Origin of the sequence: Sphingomonas yabuuchiae (genome assembly GCF_001477495.1) — a bacterium.
GTDB lineage: Bacteria > Pseudomonadota > Alphaproteobacteria > Sphingomonadales > Sphingomonadaceae > Sphingomonas > Sphingomonas yabuuchiae_A.
The window spans coordinates 1-738 of the sequence record NZ_LDTF01000137.1; the positions used below are offsets into that span (position 1 = coordinate 1).

Sequence of the window (738 nt, forward strand, 5' to 3'; positions counted from 1 at the left end):
GCTGCGCCATCGACCTGGAGGTTGATGGCGGCGTCGATCCGGCCTGGGCCAAGCGCTGTATCGAGGCCGGGGCCGACGCACTGGTCGCGGGCACCGCCGCTTTCCGGGGTGGCCCGGAACATTACGCCGCGAACATCGCCGCACTGCGCGGTTGAGCGAAATGCGTGAACGCATGGGGGCCGAAGAGGCCCGTATCGCCGCCGACAGTATCGAAGAAGGCAAACGCCTGGTCCGCGTCCAGACCGGCGGCCTGTCGCTGGCGGATCGGCTCAGCGAGCATCTTCACCGGCTGACCTGGCGCACGCCGCTGCATTCGCTGCGGCTGAAGGGGCGGCATCCGCTCAAGCTTATGGCGGTGCCCGAGGACCCCATATTGGGCGATATCGAGCGCGGTCATGCGCTGCTCGGCGGGGTGCTCGACTGGCGGGGCGAGGAGCGCGGGGTCGAGTCGATCGATTTCGCCCGGCCCGACTGGTCGACGGGGTTCGCGGATCATCTGCACAGCTTCGCTTGGCTGCGCGATCTGTCGACGGTGGCCACCCGGCAACAGGGCGCGCCGATCGCCGAATACCTTATGGGCCGCTGGCTCGATGCCTTTGCCGAGACGGTCGATGCCGTCGCCTGGCGGCCCGATCTCTGGGGGCGGCGCATCCTGTTCTGGACCGCCCATGCGCCGCTGATCCTGTCGTCCAACGATCTCGTCTATCGCTCGCGCGTGCTCAACACGATGGCGCGGGG

The 738-nt window shown here is 68.6% G+C and carries 2 pseudogenes; both read left to right on the forward strand.

The features are described from left to right. Nucleotides 1-155, forward strand: a pseudogene (locus tag NS355_RS17615) (ribulose-phosphate 3-epimerase); the annotation flags it as partial. A 17-nt stretch (nucleotides 156-172) separates the two neighbouring features. Then, nucleotides 173-738, forward strand: a pseudogene (locus NS355_RS17620) (heparinase); the annotation flags it as partial.